The sequence below is a fragment of the Brevundimonas sp. genome (genome assembly GCF_016463295.1).
Taxonomy (GTDB): Bacteria; Pseudomonadota; Alphaproteobacteria; order Caulobacterales; family Caulobacteraceae; genus Brevundimonas.
Genome location: NZ_JAEMRO010000029.1, coordinates 1 through 25,158 on the forward strand (window position 1 = coordinate 1; position 25,158 = coordinate 25,158).

Genomic DNA, 25,158 nt, shown 5'->3' on the forward strand with positions numbered 1-25,158 from the left:
CAGGTCATGCTGAACCTGATTTCCAACGCCGTGAAGTTCACGCCCGAGGGTGGCGACATCGTCGTGGCGGTATCGCAACTGGATGACGAGCGGCTGCGCGTGGCGGTCACCGACACCGGCATAGGCATCGCCGCCAAGGATTTGAGTCGTCTGGCCCAGCCCTTTGAACAGGTCGAGGGCCAGCATTCCAAGACGACGCAAGGCACGGGCCTGGGGCTGGCCCTGACCAAGTCTCTGATCGAACTGCACGGCGGCAAGCTGGTGATGCAGAGCGAGCCCGGGCGCGGCACGACCGTCAGCTTCGATGTCCCGATCAAACGGCCGGTGGCGGCAGGCGCACCCTCGGAGCCAGGACCTCAGGCCCAGGCTCGAGCTGCCTGAAGCCTTAACTGGCCGGAGGCGCGACCGTACGATCCCCGGCGGGTGCGGCCGCTCGGCTTCTATCCCGTCGCTTCTTCAGGATCTCTGCAAGCACCACGCGATCCTGCCCTTCGACCGTGGCCAGCAGGGCGACGGTGTCGCGCTCCATCCGCGCCCGACCGCGCTGATCCGCAGCTCGCGACTCTGCCAGCAGGGCCGTCAGTCGCTCGGGATCGAAGTCTTCCGTAGCGGCCATGGCGATGGCCTCCCGGCGGCGATCGCGGGCCAGCTCGAAATCGGGACGCGCCGCCAGGGCCGAGGCGCGCATGGCGGCGCGGACACGCGGACGCTCCTCCGGCGAAAGGCGGTCAAACAGACGCTGGGGCGAGCCCTCGCGCGGGGCCCGCGTCTGGGCCTCGACCTGCTGGGCGATCCGCGCCTGCGAGACATAAAGCGTCGCGCCCGCGCCGAGCGCGAACAGGTTCAGCGCTACAGACACGCCCAAGGCGACCTTCAGCCCGCGCGACGTCATCCCAGAACCTCGGTGTCGTCCACGCCGACCAGCATGGATTGATACAGCACGGCATCGGCCTGGGCATTGGCGGTGAACTGATCGGTCAGAACGACGCCGGCCACCACGCCGGCGCAGGCCGCCGCCGCCCAGCCCGCCCCCATGGCCAGGCCCAGACGGTTCAGCCAGGTCTTGCGACCCTGACGCACAGAGGCCGCCGCGATCACGCGGTCTCGTAAAGCCGTCGACGGATGCAATGGGCGGGAGGCGAACAGCAATGCGTCCAGGGCATCCGCATTGGCCAAGGCCTGTCCGACGAGCTCCGGATGCCGGGCTGCGAAAGCTTCCGCCATCGCACGCTCGGCCTCGGGCCAGCGTCGACGGTCTGCGCCATAGGCTTCGGTCAGGGCGATGAATCGCGCCGGGGTCATGGTCGTCATGCTCCTTCAGCTCCCGGCCGGATGTCGGCCAGGGCCAGTCTCAGTGCCCGCCGCCCACGCGACAGCAGGCTTTCCAGCGCGTCCACGCTGATAGTCATCAAGGCGGCCGCCTCGATATTGGTCAGTTCCTGATAGTGGCACAGCACGATGGCCTCGCGCTGGCGGTCCGGCAAGCCGGCGAGGGCCGCCTCGACCCGCGCGCCCGTCGCCGCCGCCATCAGACCGCGATCCGGGGCGGGGCCCTCGTCGACGCGTTCCGGCAGGGTATCCGTCGCGATCTCCCGGCGCTTGCGCAGCCGATCATAGCAAAGGTTCAGGCCGACGCGGTGCAGCCAGGTGTCGAACCTGGCCTGTCCTGGCGTCCAGCGCGGAGCCTGTTTCCAGGCCCTGAGCATTGCCTCCTGCGCCACATCCTCGGCCTCGGCGGCATCGCCCAGCATGCGGTGGGCGAGCGACAGCATGCGCGGCAGCTTGCGCGCGACCAACGCCTGAATGGCCGCCGGATCACCCTGACCCACGCGGCGCACCAGATCTTCATCGGGGTCGGCGGTCAGCGCCAATCCGGCCTCATCGGTTCGCTCCCGCCAGACCGCTGTTCTGGACCAGAATCCTGATCCGGGTCGAGCCGAAACACGCGCCGGGGCGGCGAGTTGCACACTGGCGCTGATCGCAGCCCCGGCCACGGCTTATTCGGACATCGGCGCGGTGGCCGGCGCAGGCGCGGTCTGCCGGGCGGCGCGACGCTCGGTCATGCGGGCCCGACGTTCGCCTCGCACCGCCTGGCGTTCGGCGGCCGTCACGACGCCATTGCCGTCGGTGTCCATGCGGGCAAAGGCCTGCTCGGCCTTGGCGCGGGCCTCGGCGATCACCACAGGGCCACGCTCGGCCATGCGCGCAGCGCGTTCGCCACCGCGACCACCACGCGGTCCACGCATGCCTGCACGCTCTGCACGCGGTCCGCGGTCCGCGCGAGCTTCGCGGAGGGCATCAAACTCCGCCCGGCTGATGGAGCCATCGTCATTGGCATCCATTCGATCAAAACGGCTGTCCGAACGCTCGGCTCGCTTGGCCTGACGCGCGGCCTGGCGCTCTTCCGCTGTGACGGTACCGTCGTTGTTCGCATCGGCGGCAGTCAGGCGTGCGACGCGCGCGTCGACAAAGGCCGCCTGGGTCATCTCGGCCTGGGCGCGCGCCGGGCGATTGGCCTGCTGCGCCATGACGCCGCCGGCCAGGGCGGCAAAGGTCACGGCGACCATGCCACCGATCACGATTGTCTTCTTCATTCCGGTTGTCTCCTGAAACCGCCGCAGCGGTCGGGTCGCCCTGTCAGGAGATCAAACGCGACAGTGTCGTCATTCCGTCGCGAGCGGCGGAAGCGCCTGGTCGAAGACCTCGCGTGCCTGCCGCCGGACCTGTGCCAACCGTTCGGTCAGAGCCTCGAAATCCGGGCATCCCGCCGCCTCGGCCAGACGGCGACGCAGGCCGGCGGGCTCCTGCGACGGGTCGGGGCGCTCGTCGAAGGCGGCGCTCAGCAGTTGGCTCAGGCCCTGCTGCAAACGCCAGGCGTCGGCCAGGGCCGGGTCCTCAGCAAGAGCCTTCAGTGTCGAGACGGTCAGCGCCCCACCCTTCGCCGCCGCCGTCAATTGCCGAACCTGCGCCACGAACTCGGCATCGACCTGACCGCCGGGGGCCAGTTTCAGATCCCAGGCCCCGTGCCCCGGTCGCTCGCGGCTTATCAGATCGCGCATGCGGCGGGCGTCGGCGGCGACATTCACGTCTGGACGGGGCCGGCGCAGGATGTCGCCCAAGGCCTGCGTCACCCGCTCGCCGAAACCTGCATCGCTGGCCCAGACGACGCGGGCGCGGGTCAGGGCCATGAACTCCCAGGTGTCCGCCTCGCTGGCATAGTAGTCGATCAGGGCCGACAGCCGCAGGGAAACTGGCCCCTTGGCCGCGCCGGGCCGCAGTCGCATGTCGACCTCATACAGACCGCCCTCTGCCGTATGCGCCGACAGGGCCGCGATCAGCCGCTGGGTGAAGCGGGCCTGGAAGACGCCTGCGGCCCATCCCTTGGCGTCCGCCACCGCCTCGTCCGGAGCGTCATAGACGGTCATCAGGTCCAGGTCGGAACTGGCCGTCATCTCGCGCGAGCCGGCCTTGCCCAGGGCGACGATGGCGACGACGCCGCCGGGCAGACGGCCGCCCTGACGTTCGGTCTCGGTCATGGCGACGGGGGCCAAGGCCGTGATGACGGCATCGGCCAGGGCGGCATGGGCGCGGCCCGCCTCCTCAGGATCGATGCGACCGGTCAGGACCTGCACGCCGATGCGGAACATCTGGTCGCGGTGGAGGCGGCGCACGGCGTTCATGGCCGCCTCGAAGTCGTCTGCGGCGCGGGCCTCCTCGGCCATCTGGTCGAACAGGCCGGTGTTGACGCCGAGCGTGGTCTGGAACCGCGCATCCAGCATGCTGTCCAGCGCCGCCGGATAGCGCCCCAGCGTCCGCGCCAGCCGGGGCGCGAAGGCCAGCAGGCCCAGCACCAGATCGAACAGCTTGGGCTGGGCCAGGAACAGCGCCTGGACCTGAACCCCGCTGTTCAGCCCCGAGAAGAAGACGGCGAAGCGGCGGAAGGCGGGATCCACGGCACCGGGGTCGTCCTGAAACAGGTCCGCCAGCTGGGTCAGCAGGCGCGGGGCCAGACGGGTGAACAGCTCGCGTCCCCGGGCACTGCGGGTCGCGGGGATGCGGCCATGGTGCCAACTGCGGATCGTGTCTGCGACGGAGGCCGGCTCGGCAAACCCCATCCGACCCAGTGTGGCCAGCGTCTCCGGATCGTTCTCCACCCCGGTGAAGACCAGCGAGCCATAGGCGGACGACAGCTCCTCCTCGCCTTCGAACAGCTCGCCATAGCGGGTGTTGACCCGGACCAGCAGGGTCTCGACGTCGGCGTCGAAGGCGGCCAGATCGCCCTCTCCGGCCAGGGCTGCGACCATGGCCCGGCGTACCGGGTCGATCGGCAGGCTGTGGGTCTGTTCGTCGTCCAGCATCTGGACCCGGTGTTCCAGCCCGCGAAGGCGGACATAGGCCGCGGTCAGTTCGGCACAGACCTCGGCGCTTACATGACCGGCATCGCGCAGCCGGGCCAAGGCATCGACGGTGCGCGGACTGCGCAGGGCGGGGTCGCGCCCGCCCAGGATCAGTTGCTGGGTCTGGGCGAAGAATTCGATCTCGCGTATGCCGCCGCGCCCCAGCTTCAGATTGGCCCCGGCGGCCTCCAGACCCTCGCCGGTCTTGTGGACGTGGATTTGTCGCTTGATCGACTGGATGTCGAGGATGGCGGGATAGTCGAGGCTGCGCCGCCAGATGAAGGGCACCAGCGCCTTCAGGAACGCCTGGCCTGCGCCGATGTCGCCCAGCATGGCGCGCGACTTGATGAAGGCGGCCCGCTCCCAGTTCTGGCCGACCCCCTCGTAGTAAGACAGGGCAAACGGCACGGCCACGACCGGCGGGGTCGAGGACGGATCGGGCCGCAGCCGCAGATCGACGCGGAACACATAGCCATCGCCCGTCCGCTCCTGCATCAGGGTCGCCAGGGCCGCAGCCATGCGGTCGACGAACCGCTGCGGCTCCACCCCCTCGGCCAGTACCGGGATCAGGGCCTCGGGGTCCCAGAACAGGCTGATGTCGATGTCGGAGGAATAGTTCAGCTCGAACGCGCCATGCTTGCCCATGGCCAGGCCGAACAGGCCGGGCAAAGGTCCGCGCGGATCATCGGGCGACGAGATCAGCTTGCCGCGCTCGCGCTGATCATGCGCCACGGCCCGCAAGGCGGCCTGCGTCGAGGCATCGGCGAACCGGCTGAGCGCGCCCGTCACCTGATCCAAGTCCCAGACGCCGCCGAGGTCGCACAGGGCGGTCAGCAGATGCAGTTCGGCCTTGAGACGACGCAGGGGCGCGCGAACCTCGTCCGCTCCGCCGGTCAGGGCTTCGGTGCGGGATAGAAGGGTATCGAGCGCCTGATCGGGGTCGCTCTCGAGCAAGGTCCTGAGGGTCTCCGGCCACCGACGCGCCAGGCCAAACAGATAGGGGGCAGCCGCGAACACCGGGGCCAGCACGGGCCAGGTGGCCTCCAGCGTCTCGGGCCAACCGCCCTCCCTCGCCGCCTCGCTCAGGCGTTCGTGCGCACGGTCGGCGGCATCGGCACTGACCACCGGCCCGCAGGGGCCCAGGCTGTCCGCCAGCCTCATCCGCCCGCCGCCGGAACCACCAGGGCCACGCGCAGGCCGGGGCCAAAGCCGTTGTAGACGCCAGGGCCTTCGTCCAGCTGGATGCGCCCGCCATGCGCCTCCATGACAGCGGCGACCAACGACAGGCCCAGGCCCGAGCCCGCCTCGGTGCGGCTGTTGTCCAGGCGCACGAAGCGTTCGGTGACGCGGTCGCGGTCGGCCTCCGGCACGCCCGGCCCGGTGTCGGTGACCGAAAACTCGATCTCGCCCGACGAGCGACGTCGTGCGCGCAGCATCACGGCCCCGCCGGTCGGTGTGTATTTGATGGCGTTGTCGATGATGTTGGCGAGGGCCTGGGCCAGGAAGGGCTGGTTGGCCTCGATCATCAGGCCGCGCTCGATCTCCGCGGAGAACTCCAGCCCCTTGTCCTCGCTGGCCGGTTCATACAGCTCGGCCATGTCGGCGGCCAGGTCGGCGGCGTCGAACAGTTTCGGGTCCGGAGTATGACCCGCGGCGGCCTGCAACCGGGCGATGGCCAGCACGGTGTTGAAGGTCTTCAGCAGGCTGTCGGCCTCGTCGAGCGCCAGCTGGACTGCATCGACGCCGTCGATCTTGCCCGCCTCGGCGTCCATCAGCGCGACCTCCAGCTTGGCCCGCATGCGGGTCAGGGGCGAGCGCAGGTCGTGGGCGATGGCGTCGCCCGCATGCCGGATCGAGGCCATCGACCCTTCCAGCCGGTCCAGCATGGTGTTCAGCCCCTGGCCCAGCTCGTCCAGTTCGTCGCCGTTTGGACGCACGACAGCGCGCACCTTCAAATCGCCCTCCTGCACGCCCGTGACCACCGTCTGGAGCCGCCGCATCGACCGCTCCAGATTGCGGCTGATCAACAGACCACCCGCCAGACCCAGCAGCAGGACGATCCCCATCGCGCCCCACAGGGCCTGGGTCAGGCGGGCCAGATAGGCCTCGGTATCGCCCATCGACTGGCCGACAAACAGGATTTCTCCGCCCGACAGCCGCACCTGGACCCCCAGCGATTCCGGCCGCGTCACCCGACCGCTGGCGTCGGTGTCGGTATAGCGGAAGGTATCCCAGGTCGGCGTCGCACCACCATCGCCGGTGCCGCGCGGCACGATGTCGATTGGCGTTTCCGTCAGGCTTCCGGTGATCAGCGCCCCTTGCGGGTCCATCAGCATATAGAGGTAGGAGCCGCCCGTGATGGTGCGATCCACCACGGCGGCGTTCAGCGCATCCAGCCCCCGCAGCCGATAGATATCGGTCAGCACCGTCAGCTCGCTGGTCACCTCGGCCTGGGTCCGCGCCCGCGCCTCGGACGCCGAGGCGACATAGACATAGGCCAGGATCGCCGCCGCCGCCGCCGCGAACAGAGCGAGGAACAGCAGAGTCAGCCGGAAGGGCGTGCGGCGAAGGAGAGAGGGAAGACGCACTAGATGTCTCTCTCCCCCTCAGGGGGAGGGTGGTCGGCGCGCAGCGACGACCGGGTGGGGAGGGCCAGGCAACGCATCCGCACGTCTCTCAAAATCTCATCCACCCTTTCCTTCACATCGCCATTCGAAACCCGCATCGTGAGAAAGCCCTCGCGGTTCAGAACCGCATCTCGAACCCTGTCCTTTCGCGCTCGATCCTCGTCAAGATGCGAGCCGCCGTCGACCTCGACAATGAACCCGCGATCCAGACAGACGAAGTCCAGAATATAGCCCCTCAAAGGGTGCTGGCGGCGGAAGTGCAGGCCTTCTGATCGAAGCTGGCGGAGGCGGACCCAAAGACGCGCCTCGGCGGGAGTCATGGATTTTCTGAGGTGCCTCGCCTTGGCTATCGCGCCCATGTCGCCGAGCCCTCCCCACCCGGTCGGCTATGCCGACCACCCTCCCCCGAGGGGGAGGGAGAACACCTTTCGCTTACGCTTCCAATCGGTAACCGGCACCCCTGACCGTCTGCAGCATGGCGTGGTCGAAGCCCTTGTCGATCTTGGCGCGCAGGCGGCTGATGTGGACGTCGATGACATTGGTCTGGGGGTCGAAATGGTATTCCCAGACCTTCTCCAGCAGCATGGTGCGGGTCACCGACTGGCCGGCGTGGCGCATCAGGAACTCCAGCAGCTGAAACTCGCGCGGCTGAAGGTCGATCTCGCGGCCGGCGCGGTGCACCTCGCGGCTGATCAGGTTCATCTCCAGATCGCCGACCTTCAGCATGGTGGCCACGCTGCCGGTCTCGCGGCGGCGCGACAGGGCCTCGACCCGTGCGATCAGTTCGGAGAAGGCATAGGGCTTGACCAGATAGTCGTCGGCCCCGGCCTTCAGGCCCGTGACGCGGTCGTCGACCTCGCCCAGGGCCGACAGAAACAGGACCGGGGTCTGGTCGCCGTCCTTGCGCAGGGTCTCGACCATGCCGATCCCGTCCAGGCGCGGCATCATCCGGTCGACGACATAGACGTCATAGCCGCCCTTCTGTGCCTCCAGCAGGCCGAAGGCCCCGTCCACCGCATGGGTCGGCTCGTGCCCGGCCTCAGTCAGACCCCTGACCATGGCGGTCGCGGCCTCGGCATCGTCCTCGACGACCAGAATGCGCATGATGAAGCCCCTCCGAAAACAGATTCGCCGCCGATGTTAGCGCATCGGCGGCGAACCCGTGAGTTAAGGCTTGGACAGACTTCGGACCATCAGTCGTTCGAAAGTGGCAAGACGATCGGCACGCCACCCTGCGGTGCCCGGATGAACAACAGAACGCCGGGGCGACCTGAGGCACGGACCGCCTCGATCGCTGCTTCGACCTCTGCGGGCGTGCTGACCACCTTGTTGTCCACCCTGGTGATCACCAGTCCGGCTTGGAGACGCTCGCCGGCCGCAGCCGATCCACGGGCGACGTCCGTAATCACGACACCCGTCACCGCGTCGGGGATCTCATACCGCTGACGCAGCGCAGGCGTGATGGCCGACAAGGTCAGACCCTCCACGACCTGACCAGCAGCAGCAGGCGGCTGCCCTGGAGCGGTCGCGCGTCCAGAGCCAGAGTTCAGCGCAGCCAGTTCCGATGGCGTCGGCCGGGTGCCGGAACGCACGTTCAGCGTCTGGCGGCGACCGTCGCGGATGATTTCCAAGCGGATATTGTCGCCGGGACGAACCCGCGCCACTTCGCGCGTCGCCTCGGTGCTGCCGTCCACGACCGTGCCATTGACGCTGACCATATAGTCGCCCTGGCGCAGTCCAGCCTCGGCAGCAGGGGCACCAGGGGTCACCTCGGCGACATAGGCGCCCTTGAAATCATCGGGCAGGCCCAGAGCCCGCCATTCGGCGCGACCCAGGGTCTGAAGCGTGGCCCCCAAATAGCCGCGCGCGATCGTCTCGCCGCGCATCAGCCGGTCGGTGGTGGGCTTGGCGACAGAGGCCGGGATGGCAAAGCCGATGCCGACAGATCCACCCGAAGCCGACGGCGAGATGATCGCCGAGTTCACCCCGATCACCCGACCGTAGATGTCGAAGGTCGGACCGCCGGAGTTGCCGGTATTGATGGCCGCGTCGATCTGGATGTAGTCGGTGTAGGGGGTGCGGCTGTCCAGGCTGCCACGACCCAGGGCCGAAACGATGCCGGCTGTGGCCGTGCCACCCAGGCCGAAAGGGTTGCCGACGGCGACGACCCAGTCCCCTACGCGCGGTTGAGCCGATTCCTCAAAGCTGACGAAGGGATATTCCGAGCCCTCCACCTTGATGACGGCCAGATCGGTTTCCTCGTCCCGGCCCACCACCGTCGCCTCGATCTCGCGACCGTCCGCCAGCTTGACCGTGATCTCGGTCGCGTTCTCGACCACGTGGTTGTTGGTGACGATGAAGCCGTCGGCGGAGATGAAGAAACCCGATCCGGCACCGCGACCGCGCACGCCACCGTCTTCGTCCTGCTGGCCCTGGTTTGGGTTAGGAATGGCGAAAGGCAGGCCGGGAATCTGGATCAGGCTGTCTTGCGGGCCGGCTTCACGCCGCGTCTCGACCTCGATCTGAACGACGGCTGGCGACACCTGGGCGAAGATGTCGGCGAAGCTGAGGGGGGCCCCCTGCGGCGGGGCGAAGGCCACGCCATTGGCCCCGGCACTGGCATTCAGCCGCCCCGAGACGCCCGCAACCGGCCCAGCCTCTGCGGTCGGCCAGTCGATCGCCCCGCCCGCGGTCGCGGCGGCGGCGAAGAACAGGCCCGCGACGGCCCCCAGCATGAACTCCTTACGCTTCATCATCGACAGCCTTGTCTTCCCTTAGGCGAACGCGGATGCGCCCGCTCAGTGTTCAGTCAGAAGCGACAGCCTAACCGACTGTCCGCATGGAGCAATCCTGCTGCCATGAAACGCTAGTCGTTGGACGGCTTTGCGTCAGGATCGCGGCGAAGTTGCTCCTGTTTCAAAATATCGCTGAGGCGTGCGTCCTCTTCCGGCGTGAGAGCCGCGACCTCGACCGGACGACGCCTGCCGCGCCACAGGATCAGCGCCCCCGCCGCCAGCATCAGGATCAGCGGCCCAAACCACAAGAGCCAGGTCCCACCCCGCACCGGCGGTTTGAACAGGACGAAGTCGCCATAGCGCCGGACCAGATCCTGGCGGATCTGCTGGTCGCTGGCCCCGGCGGCGATCTGGTCCCGCACCAGGCCGCGCATGTCGCCTGCGATGCCGGCCGGGCTGTCGGCAATCGCCTCATGCTGGCAGACCACGCAGCGGATGTCGTCGAACAGGGCCTGGGCGCGGGCTTCCTGGGCGGCGTCGGGCAAGGGCCGGTCGGGTGCTGGCGGCGGCTCCTGAGCCAATGCGGGGGTGGAGAGGAGCAGGGCGATGAGTATGGCACAGAGCCCTTCTCCTCTCGGGCGAGAAGGTGAGCGGCGGAGCCGCTCGGATGAGGGGGCTGCCAGCCTCATGCTCGACCTGCCGGGATGGGCGGTGTCGAACGCCCCCCCTCATCCGTCTCGCTCCGCGAGCCACCTTCTCCCCCAAGTGGAGAAGGGACAGATTTCCGTCGCCTGCCGACCCCGACCCTCAGCCGCCGGTCGAACAGCGAAAGCGCCCCTCCCAGGGCCATGATCGTTGGCCCCAGGAAGATCAACCGCGCCCAGGGATTCCACCAGACGCGCACATTCCAGGCGGCCGCGCCGTCGGACGCCCGCGTCCGCTCGCCCAGCACCACATAGACGTCGTCCAGACCTCGGAAATCCAGCCCGACCTCGGTCGTCGTCTGACCGCCCGCCGGGAAAAAGCGCCGCTCGGCGGTCACAGTCGAGGGCGAGCGGCCGTCGGCGCGATCCACCGTCAGCCGCCCCTGCTCGGCCAGATAGTTGGGACCCTCGACCACTTGAACCGCATCCAGACGCACGATCCAGGGTCCGGCCTCGATAGACTGGCCGATGGCCAGCGGGCGCGCAGCCTCCAGCCGGTATCCCGTCTCGACCACCGCCCCCAGGACGAAAACGCCCAGACCCGCATGGGCCAGGGTCATGCCCCAGGCCCCCAGCGGCAGGCCGCGCGCGCGCCGCCAGGTCTCGGCCACCGGCACCCGGAACAGCCGCACCCGCTCGGCCCATTCCGCCAGACTGCCCAGGATCAGCCAGCCGCCCAGGCCGATGCCCAGCGCCGACAGCGCCTTCTTCGGCTCGAAGGCCATCCAGCCCGCGAGCGCGACCAGCAGTGCCAGTCCCGCCGCCACGATCAGCCGCTGGCCGACACCCTTCAGATCGCCCCGCTTCCACGCCAGCAACGGACCCGCAGGCAGGATCAGGAAGGCCACGGCCATCAGGGGCGTGAAGGTCAGGGCGAAATAGGGCGGGCCGACCGAGATGGTCGCGCCGGACGTCGCCTCAAGGAGCAACGGATAGAGCGTGCCCAGCAGCACGGTCGCCGCCGCCGCCGTCAGGAACAGGTTGTTCAGGACCAGCGCGCCCTCGCGGCTGACCGGAGCGAACAGGCCGCCGCCCTTCAGCTTGGGCGCGCGCCAGGCGAACAGGGCAAAGGCCAGCCCGGCCGTGACGCCCAGGATGGCCAGCAGCATCAGGCCGCGCTGAGGGTCCACCGCAAAGGCATGCACGCTGGTCAGGACGCCGGAGCGGACCAGGAACGCCCCCAGCATGGAGAAGGTAAAGGCCAGCAGGGCCAGGAAGGTCGTCCATCCGGCCAGCGCCCCTCGGCGCTCTGTCACAACGGCGCTGTGCAGCAGGGCCGCCGCCACCAGCCACGGCATGAATGACGCATTCTCGACCGGGTCCCAGAACCACCAGCCGCCCCAGCCCAGTTCATAATAGGCCCAGAAGCTGCCCAGCCCGATTCCGACGGTCAGGAAGGCCCAGCTGGCCAGGGCCCAGGGCCGCACCCAGCGCCCCCAGGCGGGCCAGAAGCTGGAGTTGGGCCGGCCCTCGATCAGGGCCGCAACCGCCAGCGAGAAACAGACCGACAGCCCGACATAGCCCGCATAGAGCAGCGGCGGGTGGAAGGCCAAGGCCGGGTCCTGCAACAGCGGGTTCAGCGATGCGCCCTGGAACGGGGCCGGGTTCAGCCGCGCGAATGGGTTGGAGGTGAACACGGCGAAGGCAATGAACATCACCCCCAAAGCGCCTTGCGTTGCGACCGCGCAGGCCTTCAGCCCGAACGGCAGGCCCCGTGCCCGTGCCAGAACCGCGCCGAACCCGGTCAGGACCAGACACCACAGCACCAGAGAGCCCTCATGGCTGCCCCAGGCCCCGGCCACCTTGTAGAGCATCGGCTTGTCGGTGTGGCTGTTAGCCGCGACATTCGAAACCGAGAAGTCCGAGATCACGAAGGCGAAGATCAGCACGGCAAAGGCCAGAGCCACCGCCAGCGCACTGGCCAGGGCTGCACCCTCGGCCGCACCGGCAAGGACCGGACTGCGCCGCAGCCGCCCGGCGACGGCGAACCCCGTCTGCACGACCGACAGCACGAGCGCCAGGATCAGGGCGAAAGCGCCAAGCTCTATGATCACGGCTGGCTCGCCTCAGCCGGTCGCCATTCGCCGGTTTCCTTCAGACGGTCGGAAACCTCGCGCGGCATGTAGTTCTCGTCGTGCTTGGCCAGGACCTGGGTGGCACGGAAGGTGCGGTCGGGCAGGAAGGCTCCCTGCGCCACGATCCCCTGCCCCTCGCGGAACAGGTCGGGCAGGTCGCCGCGATAGATGACGCGCGTCGTGGCGACATTGTCGGTAACAGCAAAGGTGACCTCGCCGGGGCCGGGATTGGACACGCTGCCCGCCTCGACCAGTCCGCCCAGACGCACGACGCGGCCCGGCGGAGCCTTTTCGATCGTCGCCTCGGATGGCGAGAAGAAGAAGGTCACGCTGTCGCGCATGGCATAAAGCGACAGGCCGACGGCCAGGGCCAGAATTGGCGCGACCGCGGCCACAACCCAGAGCCTGCGCCGCGCCTTGGGCGATTTCGGCAACCAGCTCATCGTGCAGAGCCCTCTGCCGGCAGGCGACGTTCCAGATCGGTCCGGCGTGGATCGGCCGGATCCAGCGCGGCGATCAGCGGCATCCACATCTGGCGCACCATGGCCGTGTCGCCCCGCGTCAGCGCCGCCTCGCCCAGGAAGTAGCGAGTCCCGAGCTGGTCTTGATCGCGGTTCAGGGATTCCCGGAACGCCGCCTCTGCATCCGCGCCGACGATGCCGCCATTGGCCCGCACCAGGCTTTCGCCCAGCCGTGCCCAGGCCTGGGCGTCGTTCGCATTCAGCTCCAGCGCCCGGCGGAAGGCCGAGGCCGCCGCCAGCGGATCATTGGCCTCGAACCGCGCGGCCCCCAGCATCAGCAGGGCCTGACGGTCGTCCGGGCGGTCGCGCACGACCCGGGCCACGACGGCGGCGATCTGAGGCGCTTCCAGCGTCTCCGGCGAGGTGGCCCAGTCGTCGACCCGGCTCTCGAAGCCCTGATCGGGCAGGCCCGGCGTGGCGATCAGCAGGTACAGCCCCAGCGTGGCCGCGACCCCGAGGCCGATGCCGCCCAGCACCCAGGTTCGGTCGAGCCGACCCGCGACAACAGGCGCAGCCTGGCGTTCCGCCGACAGGATGCGCCGTCCGGCCTCGGCCCGCGCGGCGGTCCAGCCCGCCTCGTCCAGCAGGCCACGATCCTTCAGCCGATCCAGTTCGGACAGCTCGACGGCCGCCGCCGCCGTCTCGGCCTCGCCCGCCGCATCGGCCCCTCGCCGCGCGGCGCTGAGCACCAGCAGGCCGGCCAGGGCCGCAACCAGGGCCGTCATGATCCAGAAAACCGTCATTGTGCGCCGTTTAGCCGATCAGGCGGCGTCGGACGAGGCCTTCTCGGCAGGTGCGACGCCGTCAGCCACCGCGACCCGCCGCCGCACGGATCGCGCCACGTCATTCGCCTCGATCAGGGCCAGCCAGGTCGCTGCGCGCTTGATCTGTTTCAGGGCGCGCGGCTTGTCCTCGACTTCGCCCGCATTGACCAGGGTCAGGGCCTCGTCGGTATAGTCGGTCAGCCGCTCGGTCAGGCCCTCGACCAGCCGCTGGCGCTCGGCCTCGCAGCCGAAGACGGGCGCGGTCTTGCGCAGGCCAGCCACGAACTTCAGCAGGGGCCCCGCGGCATCCGGACCCGGCGTCGTCTCCACATCCAGCCGGGGTGTGCGACGCGTCATCCGCCCGGCCAGCGGTGTCCGGGTCATCGGCAGGCCAGCCTCGACCGCTGTCTCGGTCGCCCTGATCAGATTGGACAGTGTGCCGCCGACCGACTGCCGGGTCTTGCGCATGACCTGACCCCATTCGCTGTAGGGTTCGGGATCCAGCACCACATCCACCTCGGCCAGGACGGTGGCGCACCAGTCCAGATCGGCCACGACGGCCTCCAGCCCGGTCATGTCCCGTCCGGGCCGAAAGGCATTGATCCGCCCGGCCCGCGCCTGCATCGCCGCCATCAGGCGATCGACGAAGATGCCGAACTCCGACCCGCTCATCAGGGAGGCCGAGGCCGCCGCGCCCGACACATGGGGCAGCAGGCGTAGCACCAGCACCGCATCGTCCATATGGGCGAACAGGATGTCGATCAGGGCGCGCGGCCCCTCGGCACTGACCGCATCCGCATCGCGCAGCACCAGCCGCAGTGTGGCCAGTTCCTGGTCGTCCGGTCGTTTGAGCCAGGCCTCAAGGCCGTTCACCGCCCGCCGCGCCACGGGCAGCAGGTCCAGACACAGGATCAGGTTTTCGAGCGGCTCGACATAGGCGCTGGGCCACAGGTCGTCGGCCTGGTCGCGCGCGGCATTCGCCGCCGCCATGCCCAGCCGTTCCGCGACCAGCGCGGCCTCCGCCTCGCCGCCGTCCAGTCGTGTCAGCAGTTCGGGCTCCGAGGCCCGCGCCATGGCCCACAGCCGATCCAGCACGACGGAGGGAAAGGTCAGGGCCTGCACGCCATCCTGGCGAGGGCGGAACATCGGCATCAGGGGGCCGAGCACGCGCCGCTTGCGGTTGCGCTCTCGCAGTTCGACGCCGATCATGACGGCCAGAGCCTCCGCCGTCTGGCCGGGCATGGCCCCGACGGCCGTAGCGACCTTGCCCAGGCGCACGTCGTTCAGCCCCGACATCAGGGACCGCAAGCCTTCGCGCTGGGCATTCGTCAGCCCGGACATACTGTAATCCCGAGAGCCAGGGTCGGTGCAACCTGTGCCGTTTTGACCCCGCCGGGTCAAGATTCACTGTCGAGAGGTCTCACAGCTCGGCGCTGGGCAGTTCCAGCAGCACCTTCAGCCCGCCCATGTCGCTGTCGCCCAGGGTGATCCGCCCGCCGTAGGCCCGCGTCAGTTCCACCACGATGGATAGTCCCAGGCCCGAACCCGGCGTCGTCTCGTCCATGCGTGCGCCGCGTTCCAGCGCCGCCTCGCGCTGATCGGCGGGCAGGCCAGGGCCGTCATCCTCGACCACCACCACCATCTGGCCCAGACCCGTCGGACCGGCGGAAATCCGCACCCGGCGCTTCGACCATTTGGAGGCGTTCTCCATCAGATTGCCCAAGATTTCCTGCAGGTCCTGACGCTCTCCGCGGAAGGCCAGATCGTCAGGCGCGCGCCAGTCGATCTCCACGCCCTTCTCCTCGAACACCCGCTCCAGCATGACGGCCATCTCGTCCAGCACGTCGCCGATGGGGGTGCGCTCGCCCAGGCTCTGGGCGCGGGCGGCGGCTCGGGCGCGGCGCAGGTGGTGCTCGACCTGGGCCTTCATGATCTCGGACTGTTTGCGCACCAGATCGGGCAGAGCCCCCGACTGGCTGCCCGCCTCGGCCAGCATGACCGACAGCGGCGTCTTCAGCGCATGGGCCAGATTGCCGACGTGGGTACGCTGGCGCTCCACCGTCTCCTGATTGGCGTCCAGCAGCCGATTGACCTGTTCGGCCAGGGGCTGAATTTCAATGGGATAGTGCTGGACGATGCGGGCCGCGCGGCCCTTGCGCACATCGGCGATCTCGTTGCGCAGGCCGAACAGGGGGCGCAGGCCGATCTGGACCTGGAGGAAGACCGCCGCGACCAGACCCAGGCCCAGGATCAGCAGGGCGATCCAGGTGATGCGGGCGAACTGGCGCGTGTCGGCGTCCACGTCGGAGCGGTCGATGGCGGCGATGAAGACGACCGGCCGTGTCCGCCCCGGCAGTTCCTTCATGCTGGCCGCGACGCGAAGCGGTTCGCCCTTGGGCCCGATGTCGTCATAGCTGATGACCTGACCCTTGGCGTCCGCCAGCCGGTCCGGCAGCTCGGCGGGTACGGTCAGTTCACCGACCGGCAGGGAGGCCGAGCGCGACAGAAAGTGCACCTCGCCGTTCGGCTGGACCTCGGCCACCACCCAGTATCGACCGGACAGCAAACGCTGGGTCCGCGCGTCGCCGATGGGGCGGGTCACGACGCTGAAATCGGTGGCATTGGTCGCCACCACGGTCTCGTCGATGGTGTCCAGCAGGGTGGTGCCCAGCCGGCGCAGAGCCGATTCCTGAAACTGGGACGTCAGCACATAGCCGGTCAGTACCAGGGCCACGACGATCCACGCCGAGGCCAGCCAGATCAGACGCCGCGTCAGCGACCGGCCGGGACGACCGAAATAGCGCCCCCAGGTCCGGGGTTCGGCGACCGGTCCAGGCGTCGGGTCAGCCCCCTTATCGTCCCCCTGATCGACGGCTGGGCTCACGCCGCTTCGGACTCACCCGCCAGCGGCGTCAGTCGATAGCCCAGGCCGCGCACCGTCTCGATCCGGTCGGACCCGATCTTCTTGCGCAGGCGCCCGACGAAGACCTCGATCGTGTTGGAATCGCGATCGAAATCCTGATCGTACAGATGCTCGACCAGCTCTGTACGGCTGATGACCCGGCCCTGATGCATCATCATGTAGTGCAGCAGGCGGTACTCCAGCGAGGTCAGGCGCAGGGGCTCGCCATTGACCGTGGCGCGGGCGGCGCGGGGGTCCAGGCGCAGGCCGCCACAGGACAGGGTCGCCGAGGCGATCCCGGCCGAGCGACGCAGCAGGGCGCGCAGGCGGGCCAGCAGCTCCTCCGTATGGAAGGGCTTGGTCAGATAGTCGTCGGCCCCGGCGTCGAAGCCCGACACCTTGTCCGACCAGGCCCCGCGCGCGGTCAGGATCAGCACCGGCGTCGTCTTGCCGTCGCGCCGCCAGCGTTCCAGCACGGACACGCCATCGATCTTGGGCAGGCCCAGATCCAGCACCACCACGTCATAGGGTTCGGTGTCGCCCAGGAAATGCGCCTCTTCGCCATCGGCGGCGTGGTCGACGGCATAGCCGGCGTCGCCCAGGGCGGTCTTCAACTGACGCGACAGATCGACGTCGTCTTCTACGAGCAGAACACGCATTCAGCCTCCTCCCGCGCGGCCCGTGCGGGCGTCGACGGTGATATCGAAAATCCGGCCCTCGGGGCTCTCGAAGCGAAACACATAGGTGCCGCCTCCGGATGCCATGGTGCCCACGAAACGTGCGCCCCGTGCCCGGCTGCGGGCGATCGACAGGGCCTCGCCTGCGCTGATGGACGGCCGCTCGCGCTCGCGTTCCCGCGATTGCTCGCGATCGGGCCCACGCCCGCGCCCACGATCCTGCGCCGACGCCTCCGACAGAGGGGCCCAGGCCATGAGGGCGGCAACAGCAATGACAAAAATCCGTGACATGACGGTGTGATTAGGCCCCAGGCTCTGAACGACGGCTGAACGAACAGTCTAGACAGATTTCACTGTTCGCGCCGGTCTTTTGCGCGATTGGGCTACAGCCAGATAGACGCGGCTTGCGTGGGCCCGAAAGCAGACGCTCCGAAGGTCCGCTATGGGTGGCAATCTGTCAGAACAGCTAAAGGGGCCGATGCGAACACCGACCCCTGCTTTGAAACGAAGTCTGTAGTGTGGCTTACAGGCTCCAGGCGTCGTGGGTGTCGTGCGGGGCCTGGGCTGCGTGATGGGTCCACTGGCTTTGCATCGGGTCGTACTGAGTGCTGCCGTCGCCACCGAACAGATCGGTCGTAGCATCAGGTCTGGCACCGAACAGCTCATCGTCGAGCGCCAGCGGCATGACCGACGGCATGTTCGCGTCGGACTTCAGCATGAAATCGTCGTCCGGGAACGGTACCGGTGCAACCAGCTCGGCCAGGGCGGCTGTGGAGCCGTCGGAGAAGCGGACGTTCTCCATATCAACCAGTTGGTCCACACCATCTCGACCGGCGATGTTGTCGGCAACCTGATAGCCGTCGGCCGTCAGGGTCACGGTATAGTCCGCACGAACGCCGGACAGAACCCCCATGTCGGTGCCTGCGCCGCCGTTCAGGGTATCGTTACCCATCCCGCCGGTCAGGGTGTCAGCCGACGCGCCGCCGGTGATGATGTTGTCCAGCGCATTGCCGGTGCCGGTAAAGCCGCCCTGGCCTGTGAAGGTCACATTCTCGAAGTTCTGGCGAAGAGTGTGGCTGTTCATGCTGGTCTGGACCGTGTCAGTGCCCTCGCCGGCAAACTCTACCAGGGTGTCGTTGGCACTGACGATATACAGGTCGTCTCCCGTACCGCCCTGAAGCTGGTTGGCTCCGCCCGCTCCGCCGATCAGGGTGTCATTGCCACCCGCACCGATCAGGGTGTCGCTGCCGGCACCACCGGTGATGACGTTGTTCTCAGCATTGCCGATGCCGGTAAAGCGTCCCGTGCCCGTAAAGGTTAGGTTTTCGAAGTTCTGACGCAGGGTGTGGCTCGCCAAATTGGTCTGGACCGTATCGATGCCTTCACCGGAGAATTCGACCAGGGTGTCGTTGGCCGTGACGATGTAGAGGTCATCGCCCAGCCCGCCCTGAAGCTGGTTGGCCGCACCGTCGCTGCCGATCAGGGTGTCGTTACCGGCCAGACCGATCAAGGTGTCTGAACCCGCTCCACCCGTCAGGACGTTGTCGGCACCGCTACCGATCAAGGTGTCGTTGAAGGCACCGCCGATGGCGTTCTCGATACCGGACAGCGTGTCGGTGCCGCCCTGACCATCCGAACTGGTCGACCCGAATAGTCGTACCGTCACGCCCGACGTGGCCGGACCATAGTTGACGGTGTCAATGCCGTCGCCGCCGATCAGCGTGTCGTTGCCGCCTCCGCCGATGAAGGTGTCATTGTCGACCCCACCGTCGAGGGTATCGTTACCGCCGCCGCCGACGAGGAAGTCGGCTCCGATGCCGCCAGAGACAGTGTCGTCACCCGCTCCGGTGTTGATATAGTCTGCGTCGTCCGTGCCGACGTAGGTATCAGCTGCGGATGTGCCTAGCGTCACGGTACTGAACAGATTGCCGCGCTGGGCACCGGAGACCAGGTCGCGCACGTCGAACAGGGCCGAACCCTGAGCCACGAAGGTCACGCCCTCGTCGTCAAAGCGGCTGACGTCACCGAAGAGGCCGTCGTTGTAGTCTTCTGACTGCATGCGCACGGCCAGGTCGCCGTCCTGATTGGCCAAAGTGCCGCCATCGTTGGCATTGCCGTTGCCGACTTCGGCGCTGGTGAAGGTCACGCGGATGGCACTGGAGCGATCCGAGTTGGCATTGACGTCGATCTCTACGATGTCGTCGCCCGTACCCATGTCAGTGCGGTCGCTGCCGTCGCGCGAGATGTTGAACCGCGCCAGATCGTTGCCGGCATCGCCAAAGACGGTGTCGTTGCCGAGGCGGCCTTCCAGGATGTCGTCGCCGTCGCCGCCACGCAGGGTGTCATTGCCCGAATCGTTGCCGCCGAAGCGATCGACCTGGTTCAGGGTGCCGCCACCGCCGTTGTTAGATCGGTCCGTGTAGCTGAGCACTACGCCGTCACCCAGCAGGGTGTCGTTGCCGATACCACCGTCCAGGATGTCGTCGCCCGCGCCGCCCTGCAGCAGGTCGTCGCCGCCCTCACCGAACAGGGTGTCGTTGCCGGTGAACGAGCGGTCGCCGATCGTGCGCGAGGCACCGAACTTGCCGAAGATCGAACCGTCGCCGTCCAGCACGTCGTTGCCGTCGCCACCGTATAGGGTGTCGTCGCCGCCGCCGCCGACGCCGCGGTCATTGCCGGCCCCCAAGCTGATGAAGTCGTTGCCGGACACTATGGTGTCGCTGTTACTGTCGGGGCGGAAGAAGGTGCGGATGCTGTCGTCGCCCGATCCCGTGGTCACCACTAGGGACTCGACGTTGCTGAAGCGCACGCTGTTTGTGCTGTTGCCGGCCGCATTGTCGAAGCCGTTGTCGGCGAAGTTCACGATGCCCATGGTGGCCGATCCATAATTGACCAGCAGCCGGTCAAAATCCTCGCCGCCATCGACCACGTCGCGACCCGTATTGACGCTGACGACATCCAGGCCGCCAAGGCCATTCAGAAGGTCGTCGCCCGCTGTATCCAGCAAGAAATCGTTTCCGGCTGTCCCGTTGATTGTAGGCATGTCCCACTCCCTAAAACGGCACAAAGCGCGCCGATTTTTGACCTGAATTGGTCATTGAGGCAGGTAACGGAGTCTATGCGGCAATAGTTTCAGATTGGCGCAATAAATCTTTAAGACTATGGCATAGCTTGTTATATACAATGGCAAGTCTTTCTGCCCGGTTGCTTGCAACCGCATCTACGAATTGTTTGAGATGGTGGATGCGGTTCATCGTCTCGGTAACGGAAACGTGAGGTATAATGGCGCTGACGATCGGACGTATGGAGCGCTCGGACGCGGCCTTCGCCGCAGCAGTCATCTTCATGGCGGCGCGAAAGCCCTTCAGTGATCTGCCTTTTGGTCGGATGGTCGAAACGTTGTCGGCGGCGGTCAGGCGGGGCCATTATGTCGTGGCCTCCGACAACGGGCGTGTCGTCGGCTTCACCTTCTGGGCCGTGACCTCGGCCGACGTCGCGCGGCGCTGGACTGAAGAAGGCTATGAGCCCACCTATGAAGAGGGCTCCGGCGGTGACACCGTGGTGCTGACCATGGGCGGTGGCGAACACCCGACCGTGGCCTTGCAGGGCGTGCGCCACATCGCGGCCCTCTATCCCGGCCACCCCTATCGCATGGTCCGCTTTGGACGCGGTGGCCCGACAAAGGTGGGGCGGTTTCCAGTGCGCAAGACTGCATCCGCCACCTGACGCCGTTCACTCAGGTCGCGAGTAGGCCGCTATTCACGCTAGGCCGCCTGCTGGTGTTTTACACCGACCCCGAGCCGCCCCGTGCAAATGTCCGCTTTGGGTCGAAAGGCGACTGTCGCCGGAGGATGGAAAGCTGACGTTAGGTCCTGTATCGTCCAGGTATGACGGTCGAGCCAAAAATCGTCCTGGCACTGCCCATTTCAGACGAGGTGATGCTCGCCGCGTTTGTCGAGCGATGCCTCGCCCGCAACGTATCCCTGATCGCGATTCAGGGGGACGGATGCGAAAGGATTGAAGACGAGATTGACTCGCTCATCGTTGGCGACGGCACAGACGAGAGCCGCTTCATAACGACCTCAAGTCATCCCGGCGAGACGCTCGAAGAGGCAGTTGAGTTTGCCACCGCTTGGCGGATGAACGCGGATGGAGCGACCGAAGTGGTCCGACTATGAACGACTGCCTAGGGTCATTGCGGACATCACCATCATCCAGTCAGCGACGCCCTCCCTGTCTCCGATTTCACCTGGATGAATGAAACCTGACCCGGCGCGTTCAGATCGCGCTCAGCCGGGGGATGGTTTTCTCCACCTCAACGCCGCCACCCCGGTCGGCGCAAACATCAAGGAGAAGACCGATGATGAAGAAGGCTCTCATTCCCGCCCTGGCCCTGGTCGCCGCTTCCGTCGCGGTCCCGGCTGCGGCCCAGTCCTATGGCTATGGCCCGGCGCGCGGCCATGGCTATGTGCAGGTCCAGCATAACGGCGGCTGGCAGCAGATCGCCCAGCGTAAGTACAATCTGGACCGCCGCATCGATCAGGGCGAGCGCAATCGCTCGCTGAGCCGTCGCGAAGCCAACCGTCTGCGCGGCGAACTGATCGCCCTGGTCAATCTGGAGCGCAACTATCTGCGCGGTGGCCTGACGGTTCGCGAGCGCAACGATCTGGACCGTCGCTACGACCGTCTGTCGGCTCAGGTCCGCTATGAGCGTCGCGACAACGACAACCGCCGCTACTAAACCCTGAGCCATTCCTCAGGCGTTCGAGGGGCGCGATCCGAAAGGGTCGCGCCCCTTTCTCTACGTGCCGAAGGTGACCACCGTGCGCACCGCCTGCCCGTCCGCCAGCCGGTCGAAGGCGGCGTTGATGTCGTCCAGGGCGACGCGGCCCGTCATCAGCCGATCCACCGGCAACCGTCCCTCGCGGAACAGGGCGACATAGCGGGGGATGTCGCGGGCAGGCACGCAGGTACCGATATAGCTGCCCTTCAGCGTCCGCTCCTCGGCGACCAGCAACACCACATTGACAGCCAGGGCCGCATCGGGTGGCGGCAGTCCGGCGGTGACCGTCGTGCCGCCCCGGCGCGTCATCCGCCAGGCGCTGTCCAGTGCGCGCACCGACCCGGCCATCTCGAACACATAGTCCGCCCCGCCATGGGTCAGGGCCCGAACCTGCTCCACCGCATCGGTATCGGCGGCATTCACCGTCTGCACCGCACCCAGACTTCGGGCCAGGGCCAGCTTGTCCTCCGACAGATCGACCGCCACGACGGGCGACGCCCCGCTGGCCAGGGCCCCCAAAACACTGGCCAGGCCGACCCCGCCCAGGCCGACGACGGCGACGGACTGCCCGGCCCGCACCCCCGCTGTATTCACTACCGCCCCGACGCCGGTCAGGACCGCGCAACCGAACAGGGCCGCCTGCTCGAACGGCAGGGCCGTATCGATCTTCACCAGCGACCGGCGCGACACCACCGCCCGCTCGGCAAAGGCGGAGCAGCCCAGGTGGTGGTTCAGCGCCGTCTGATCGTCGTGCAGCCGCCGGCCGCCGCCCAGCAGCTCGCCCTTGCCGTTCGCGGCCGCGCCCGGCTCGCACAGGGCCGGCCGCCCCTCGGCGCACGGATGGCAGTGGCCGCAGGACGGCATGAAGACCATGACGACGTGATCGCCAATAGCCAGGTCGGTGACCCCCTCGCCCAGCGCCTCCACCACCCCCGCCGCCTCATGCCCCAGGGCCATGGGCAAGGGGCGGGGCCGGTCGCCGTTGATGACGCTGAGGTCCGAATGGCACAGACCCGCCGCCTTGATCGCGACGAGCACCTCGTCGCGGCCGGGCGCATCAAGCGTGACCGTCTCGACGCTCAGCGGGCGGCTGTCGGCGTAGGGGCGGCTGGCCCCGACGGTGCGGAGGACCGCCGCGCGGGTCTGAATGGTCATGGGCCCTCCCCGGGTGTGCGCCGGAACCAGCGCCTTCGTGATCGAGACCTATCGATAGGCGCTTGACGCGGCGTCGTCCAAGCGGGAGCGTCGCCGTCGAAGAGCGACGGTTCGCGTCGCCGAGGGAGAAGACGACCGATGCCGAAGAGAGATGAAGGGCCGTTGGCCGAACGCGCGACCTACAAGGCCTTTCACATGGTCTCGACCCGCTGGGCCGACAACGACCAGTACGGCCACATCAACAACGCCAAATTCTACGAGTTCGTGGACTCGGCCGTGAATTCGCATCTGCTGATCGCCGATGCGCTGACCGAGTCGATCGGCCTGGTGGTGGATTCGGGCTGTCGCTACACCTCGTCGCTGAAGTTTCCGGACGTGATCGAGGTGGGGATCAAGGTCGATCACGTCGGCACGTCCAGCGTGAACTATGGCTTTGCGGTCTTCCGGCGTGGGGCGAATGCGCCCGCCGCCATCGGCCATTTCGTGCACGTCTATGTCGACGCCGAGACCCGGCGGCCCAAGCCCCTGCCCGAGCGGCTGCGGGCGGTGGTCGAGAATCTCAAGGCCGACTGAAACTCGGGCCGGTCGGCCCTAGTCGTCCAGCTGACCGGTCAGGAACAGGATGCCGACGGCGGTCAGGGCCCCCAGGGCGAAGGCTCCCAAAATCGAACCCGCGGCGACGGCGGCTGGCACGGTCACGGGACGCGCCTCGTACCATTCGACGATGTCGGGCCCGCGCTCGTTGAAGTCGTCTTCGTCATAGAGCTTGGAATTGTAGATGACGTCTTCGGCGGTCATGTCGTTTCCCTTGGCCCCGTCAGCTGCGGTCTTCACCGCCTTCTAGAGGAATAATACCATCAAACCGTTACGGTTCCTGCATCGTGACAGCCTTCGCATCATCCGCTAGATGCGCGCAACCGGGCACCGCGACGCCACCGCCGCGACACTGCCCCAAACCTACAGCCGATCCCGCGCTCAAGCAGCGAGCCTCCGCGAGGCGAGCGTTAGCGCCCTAAAAAGAGACCACAATGGCAGGCCATTCCAAGTTCAAGAACATCATGCACCGCAAGGGCCGCGCCGATGCCCAGCGCTCCAAGCTGTTCTCGAAGCTGTCGCGCGACATCACCGTGGCGGCCAAGTCGGGCCTGCCCGATCCGGCGATGAATCCGCGCCTGCGCCTCGCGGTCAACAATGCCAAGGCCGAAAGCCTGCCCAAGGATGTGATCCAGCGCGCGATCAACAAGGCCTCGGCCGGCGACGTCGATACGATGGAAGAAGTCCGCTACGAGGGTCGCGGCCCCGGCGGTGTCGGCATCATCGTCGAGGCCCTGACCGACAACCGCAACCGCGCCGCCTCCAACATCGGCACCGCCTTCAAGAAGAACGGCGGCGCGCTGAGCGAGATGAACTCGGTCGCCTTCATGTGGGACAAGGTCGGCCAGATCCGCTACCCGGCCGAGGCCGGGACCGAGGATGCGGTCATGGAGGCCGCCATCGAGGCCGGGGCCCAGGACGTCGAGAGCGACCTTGTGAAGCCCGACATCTATGAGGACGCACCCGGCCACACCATCTGGACCGCCTTCGAGGACCTGAACGAGGTGGCCGAGGCCATGTCCAAGGTCCTGGGCGACCCCAAGTCCACCGCCATCGTCTGGAAGCCCCAGTCCGAGGTCCAGGTCACCGGCGAGGCCGTCGGCACCCTGATGAAGCTGCTCGACGCCCTGGACGCCGAGGACGATGTGCAGAACGTCTTCTCCAATGAAGACATCTCCGACGAGGACCTGGCGAAATACGCGGGCTGAGGCTTGCGAGTCGTTA

At 67.5% G+C, this 25,158-nt stretch carries 26 protein-coding genes; 6 read left to right on the forward strand and 20 right to left on the reverse strand.

Annotation, left to right across the window (positions count from 1 at the left end):
* Positions 1-381: ATP-binding protein (locus JHC81_RS07950; RefSeq protein WP_292173017.1), on the forward strand; the 381-nt coding region annotated here is incomplete at its 5' end.
* A gap of 4 nt (positions 382-385) precedes the next feature.
* Here JHC81_RS07950 and JHC81_RS07955 read toward each other — a convergent pair.
* From JHC81_RS07955 to JHC81_RS08040, 18 genes are all read right to left on the reverse strand, one after another.
* Positions 386-892 (reverse strand): periplasmic heavy metal sensor, encoded by a 507-nt coding sequence (locus tag JHC81_RS07955; RefSeq protein ID WP_292173020.1) that lies wholly within the window; start codon positions 890-892, stop codon positions 386-388.
* The gene (locus JHC81_RS07960) at positions 889-1,311 is read right to left on the reverse strand and encodes a hypothetical protein (protein ID WP_292173023.1); all 423 of its coding nucleotides are present in this window, start codon (positions 1,309-1,311) and stop codon (positions 889-891) included. Before JHC81_RS07960 ends, JHC81_RS07955 begins: the two co-directional genes overlap by 4 nt.
* Positions 1,308-1,871, reverse strand: coding sequence for an RNA polymerase sigma factor (locus JHC81_RS07965; protein WP_292173025.1), 564 nt, complete (start codon positions 1,869-1,871; stop codon positions 1,308-1,310). Before JHC81_RS07965 ends, JHC81_RS07960 begins: the two co-directional genes overlap by 4 nt.
* A gap of 126 nt (positions 1,872-1,997) precedes the next feature.
* Positions 1,998-2,594: an EF-hand domain-containing protein gene (locus JHC81_RS07970; RefSeq protein WP_292173028.1), complete on the reverse strand. Its 597-nt coding sequence runs from the start codon at positions 2,592-2,594 to the stop codon at positions 1,998-2,000.
* Positions 2,595-2,663: 69 nt separating this feature from the next.
* Positions 2,664-5,558 carry a bifunctional [glutamine synthetase] adenylyltransferase/[glutamine synthetase]-adenylyl-L-tyrosine phosphorylase gene (locus JHC81_RS07975; RefSeq protein ID WP_292173030.1) on the reverse strand — a complete coding sequence of 965 codons (2,895 nt, stop codon included), beginning with the start codon at positions 5,556-5,558 and terminating at the stop codon, positions 2,664-2,666.
* Positions 5,555-6,985: a HAMP domain-containing sensor histidine kinase gene (locus JHC81_RS07980; protein WP_292173032.1), complete on the reverse strand. Its 1,431-nt coding sequence runs from the start codon at positions 6,983-6,985 to the stop codon at positions 5,555-5,557. Before JHC81_RS07980 ends, JHC81_RS07975 begins: the two co-directional genes overlap by 4 nt.
* Complete coding sequence (locus JHC81_RS07985; protein WP_292173033.1) at positions 6,985-7,383, reverse strand: endonuclease domain-containing protein; 399 nt, start codon at positions 7,381-7,383, stop codon at positions 6,985-6,987. The genes JHC81_RS07980 and JHC81_RS07985 overlap by 1 nt, the downstream gene beginning before the upstream one ends.
* A 73-nt stretch (positions 7,384-7,456) precedes the next feature.
* Positions 7,457-8,128: a response regulator transcription factor gene (locus JHC81_RS07990; protein WP_292173035.1), complete on the reverse strand. Its 672-nt coding sequence runs from the start codon at positions 8,126-8,128 to the stop codon at positions 7,457-7,459.
* 89 nt (positions 8,129-8,217) lie between these two features.
* The gene (locus tag JHC81_RS07995; protein WP_292173037.1) at positions 8,218-9,780 is read right to left on the reverse strand and encodes a trypsin-like peptidase domain-containing protein; all 1,563 of its coding nucleotides are present in this window, start codon (positions 9,778-9,780) and stop codon (positions 8,218-8,220) included.
* Between the two features lie 110 nt (positions 9,781-9,890).
* A complete protein-coding gene (locus JHC81_RS08000) occupies positions 9,891-10,373 on the reverse strand; it encodes a cytochrome c-type biogenesis protein (protein ID WP_292173073.1) in 483 nt (160 codons plus the stop codon).
* Positions 10,374-10,444: 71 nt separating this feature from the next.
* On the reverse strand, positions 10,445-12,517 hold the full coding sequence (locus JHC81_RS08005; protein WP_292173039.1) for a heme lyase CcmF/NrfE family subunit: 2,073 nt from the start codon (positions 12,515-12,517) through the stop codon (positions 10,445-10,447).
* Positions 12,514-12,981 (reverse strand): cytochrome c maturation protein CcmE, encoded by a 468-nt coding sequence (ccmE, locus tag JHC81_RS08010; RefSeq protein ID WP_292173041.1) that lies wholly within the window; start codon positions 12,979-12,981, stop codon positions 12,514-12,516. Before ccmE ends, JHC81_RS08005 begins: the two co-directional genes overlap by 4 nt.
* Positions 12,978-13,784 (reverse strand): c-type cytochrome biogenesis protein CcmI, encoded by an 807-nt coding sequence (gene ccmI / locus JHC81_RS08015; RefSeq protein ID WP_292173043.1) that lies wholly within the window; start codon positions 13,782-13,784, stop codon positions 12,978-12,980. The genes ccmE and ccmI overlap by 4 nt, the downstream gene beginning before the upstream one ends.
* 36 nt (positions 13,785-13,820) lie before the next feature.
* Positions 13,821-15,164 (reverse strand): hypothetical protein, encoded by a 1,344-nt coding sequence (locus JHC81_RS08020; RefSeq protein WP_292173046.1) that lies wholly within the window; start codon positions 15,162-15,164, stop codon positions 13,821-13,823.
* Between the two features lie 79 nt (positions 15,165-15,243).
* A complete protein-coding gene (locus JHC81_RS08025; RefSeq protein ID WP_292173076.1) occupies positions 15,244-16,599 on the reverse strand; it encodes a sensor histidine kinase in 1,356 nt (451 codons plus the stop codon).
* 104 nt (positions 16,600-16,703) lie between these two features.
* Positions 16,704-17,384: a response regulator transcription factor gene (locus JHC81_RS08030; protein WP_292173049.1), complete on the reverse strand. Its 681-nt coding sequence runs from the start codon at positions 17,382-17,384 to the stop codon at positions 16,704-16,706.
* On the reverse strand, positions 17,385-17,693 hold the full coding sequence (locus JHC81_RS08035) for a PepSY domain-containing protein (RefSeq protein WP_292173052.1): 309 nt from the start codon (positions 17,691-17,693) through the stop codon (positions 17,385-17,387).
* A gap of 232 nt (positions 17,694-17,925) precedes the next feature.
* Positions 17,926-20,445, reverse strand: a complete 2,520-nt coding sequence (locus JHC81_RS08040; protein WP_292173055.1) for a calcium-binding protein — start codon at positions 20,443-20,445, stop codon at positions 17,926-17,928.
* 239 nt (positions 20,446-20,684) lie between these two features.
* Here JHC81_RS08040 and JHC81_RS08045 point away from each other — a divergent pair, with 239 nt between their 5' ends.
* The 3 genes from JHC81_RS08045 to JHC81_RS08055 all read left to right on the forward strand — a co-directional run bounded on the left by JHC81_RS08045 (position 20,685) and on the right by JHC81_RS08055 (position 22,143).
* The gene (locus JHC81_RS08045; RefSeq protein WP_292173059.1) at positions 20,685-21,128 is read left to right on the forward strand and encodes a hypothetical protein; all 444 of its coding nucleotides are present in this window, start codon (positions 20,685-20,687) and stop codon (positions 21,126-21,128) included.
* Positions 21,129-21,289: 161 nt separating this feature from the next.
* Positions 21,290-21,580, forward strand: a complete 291-nt coding sequence (locus JHC81_RS08050; RefSeq protein WP_292173062.1) for a hypothetical protein — start codon at positions 21,290-21,292, stop codon at positions 21,578-21,580.
* A gap of 182 nt (positions 21,581-21,762) precedes the next feature.
* Complete coding sequence (locus JHC81_RS08055) at positions 21,763-22,143, forward strand: hypothetical protein (RefSeq protein WP_366465877.1); 381 nt, start codon at positions 21,763-21,765, stop codon at positions 22,141-22,143.
* Positions 22,144-22,203: 60 nt separating this feature from the next.
* On the opposite strand, the gene JHC81_RS08060 is transcribed toward JHC81_RS08055, so the two are convergent.
* Positions 22,204-23,340, reverse strand: a complete 1,137-nt coding sequence (locus JHC81_RS08060; RefSeq protein WP_292173063.1) for a zinc-dependent alcohol dehydrogenase family protein — start codon at positions 23,338-23,340, stop codon at positions 22,204-22,206.
* Between the two features lie 138 nt (positions 23,341-23,478).
* On the opposite strand from JHC81_RS08060, the gene JHC81_RS08065 reads away from it, so the two are divergent.
* Positions 23,479-23,913 carry a thioesterase family protein gene (locus JHC81_RS08065; RefSeq protein ID WP_292173065.1) on the forward strand — a complete coding sequence of 145 codons (435 nt, stop codon included), beginning with the start codon at positions 23,479-23,481 and terminating at the stop codon, positions 23,911-23,913.
* 18 nt (positions 23,914-23,931) lie between these two features.
* On the opposite strand, the gene JHC81_RS08070 is transcribed toward JHC81_RS08065, so the two are convergent.
* Positions 23,932-24,138 (reverse strand): hypothetical protein, encoded by a 207-nt coding sequence (locus JHC81_RS08070; protein ID WP_292173067.1) that lies wholly within the window; start codon positions 24,136-24,138, stop codon positions 23,932-23,934.
* 230 nt (positions 24,139-24,368) lie between these two features.
* Here JHC81_RS08070 and JHC81_RS08075 point away from each other — a divergent pair, with 230 nt between their 5' ends.
* On the forward strand, positions 24,369-25,142 hold the full coding sequence (locus tag JHC81_RS08075) for a YebC/PmpR family DNA-binding transcriptional regulator (RefSeq protein ID WP_292173070.1): 774 nt from the start codon (positions 24,369-24,371) through the stop codon (positions 25,140-25,142).
* The last annotated feature ends 16 nt before the right edge of the window (positions 25,143-25,158 follow it).

What these genes read in the sequence shown, in the direction of transcription:
- JHC81_RS07955 (WP_292173020.1), bottom strand. Translation starts at nt 892, where the DNA reads ATGACGTCGCGCGGGCTGAAGGTCGCCTTGGGCGTGTCTGTAGCGCTG.
- JHC81_RS07960 (WP_292173023.1), bottom strand. Translation starts at nt 1,311, where the DNA reads ATGACGACCATGACCCCGGCGCGATTCATCGCCCTGACCGAAGCCTAT.
- JHC81_RS07970 (WP_292173028.1), bottom strand. Translation starts at nt 2,594, where the DNA reads ATGAAGAAGACAATCGTGATCGGTGGCATGGTCGCCGTGACCTTTGCC.
- JHC81_RS07975 (WP_292173030.1), bottom strand. Translation starts at nt 5,558, where the DNA reads ATGAGGCTGGCGGACAGCCTGGGCCCCTGCGGGCCGGTGGTCAGTGCC.
- JHC81_RS07985 (WP_292173033.1), bottom strand. Translation starts at nt 7,383, where the DNA reads ATGGGCGCGATAGCCAAGGCGAGGCACCTCAGAAAATCCATGACTCCC.
- JHC81_RS07990 (WP_292173035.1), bottom strand. Translation starts at nt 8,128, where the DNA reads ATGCGCATTCTGGTCGTCGAGGACGATGCCGAGGCCGCGACCGCCATG.
- JHC81_RS07995 (WP_292173037.1), bottom strand. Translation starts at nt 9,780, where the DNA reads ATGATGAAGCGTAAGGAGTTCATGCTGGGGGCCGTCGCGGGCCTGTTC.
- ccmE (WP_292173041.1), bottom strand. Translation starts at nt 12,981, where the DNA reads ATGAGCTGGTTGCCGAAATCGCCCAAGGCGCGGCGCAGGCTCTGGGTT.
- ccmI (WP_292173043.1), bottom strand. Translation starts at nt 13,784, where the DNA reads ATGACGGCCCTGGTTGCGGCCCTGGCCGGCCTGCTGGTGCTCAGCGCC.
- JHC81_RS08020 (WP_292173046.1), bottom strand. Translation starts at nt 15,164, where the DNA reads ATGTCCGGGCTGACGAATGCCCAGCGCGAAGGCTTGCGGTCCCTGATG.
- JHC81_RS08030 (WP_292173049.1), bottom strand. Translation starts at nt 17,384, where the DNA reads ATGCGTGTTCTGCTCGTAGAAGACGACGTCGATCTGTCGCGTCAGTTG.
- JHC81_RS08035 (WP_292173052.1), bottom strand. Translation starts at nt 17,693, where the DNA reads ATGTCACGGATTTTTGTCATTGCTGTTGCCGCCCTCATGGCCTGGGCC.
- JHC81_RS08040 (WP_292173055.1), bottom strand. Translation starts at nt 20,445, where the DNA reads ATGCCTACAATCAACGGGACAGCCGGAAACGATTTCTTGCTGGATACA.
- JHC81_RS08045 (WP_292173059.1), top strand. Translation starts at nt 20,685, where the DNA reads ATGGCGCTGACGATCGGACGTATGGAGCGCTCGGACGCGGCCTTCGCC.
- JHC81_RS08050 (WP_292173062.1), top strand. Translation starts at nt 21,290, where the DNA reads ATGACGGTCGAGCCAAAAATCGTCCTGGCACTGCCCATTTCAGACGAG.
- JHC81_RS08055 (WP_366465877.1), top strand. Translation starts at nt 21,763, where the DNA reads ATGATGAAGAAGGCTCTCATTCCCGCCCTGGCCCTGGTCGCCGCTTCC.
- JHC81_RS08060 (WP_292173063.1), bottom strand. Translation starts at nt 23,340, where the DNA reads ATGACCATTCAGACCCGCGCGGCGGTCCTCCGCACCGTCGGGGCCAGC.
- JHC81_RS08065 (WP_292173065.1), top strand. Translation starts at nt 23,479, where the DNA reads ATGCCGAAGAGAGATGAAGGGCCGTTGGCCGAACGCGCGACCTACAAG.
- JHC81_RS08070 (WP_292173067.1), bottom strand. Translation starts at nt 24,138, where the DNA reads ATGACCGCCGAAGACGTCATCTACAATTCCAAGCTCTATGACGAAGAC.
- JHC81_RS08075 (WP_292173070.1), top strand. Translation starts at nt 24,369, where the DNA reads ATGGCAGGCCATTCCAAGTTCAAGAACATCATGCACCGCAAGGGCCGC.